The 730-nt window shown below is 73.8% G+C and carries 1 protein-coding gene; it reads left to right on the top strand.

The window, feature by feature from the left end:
- A partial coding sequence (locus AC4FQ5_RS19700) for a GH36 C-terminal domain-containing protein (RefSeq protein WP_491146249.1) occupies positions 1–449 on the top strand: 449 nt, incomplete at its 5' end.
- Between the last annotated feature and the right edge of the window lie 281 nt (positions 450–730).

Consider the following 730-nt stretch of genomic DNA (forward strand, 5'->3'; position numbering starts at 1 on the left):
CGGGTATCGAGCTCGACCTCACGACGGCGTCCCTCGAGGAACTCGGCACGATCGCGGCGTGGGCGGGTCTCTACCGCGAGCTGCGCCCGCTCCTCCACTCGGGACGCGTCGTCAACGCCGACCTCGCCGACGAGGCCACGACCCTCGAGGGCATCGTCGCGCAGGACGGCTCACGCGCCCTCTTCACGTGGACGCGGCTCACGACCTCGAGCGCCGGGCAGTCCGGTCGCGTGCGGTGGCCGGGTCTCGACGCCGGCGCCCGGTACCGCGTCGTCGTGCGCTCCGAACTGGGCGAGGCCGCGCGGCACGGCATCGATCCCCCCTGGGTCGACGCTGCCGGGACCGACGGCCTGGTCCTGGCGGGCGCCGTGCTCGCGACGGCCGGCGTGCCCATGCCGACGCTCGCTCCGCAGCAAGCGCTGCTCTTCGACCTGACGAGGATCGCGTGAGCGATCCCGTCGATCCGTCCCGGCCCGGACCGGGGTGACGACGGGCGCCGATCCCCGGCGCCCACACGCGCGGCACGCATGCCGCGCGTGACACCACCGATGAAAGGACAACGATGTCTCACAAGAACCGCCCGGACGGGCGGAATCGAGCGGTGGCGGCCATCGCCGCCGGAGCCCTCGCGCTCGGGATGGGATCCACGTGGATCGCTCCGAGCAGCGCAGCGGAGGCGGGAGCGCCACCCGCTCGCGACCTCGCCACCATCACGACGCCGATCCAGGCG

The sequence above is a fragment of the Chryseobacterium sp. DT-167 genome (genome assembly GCF_058310155.1).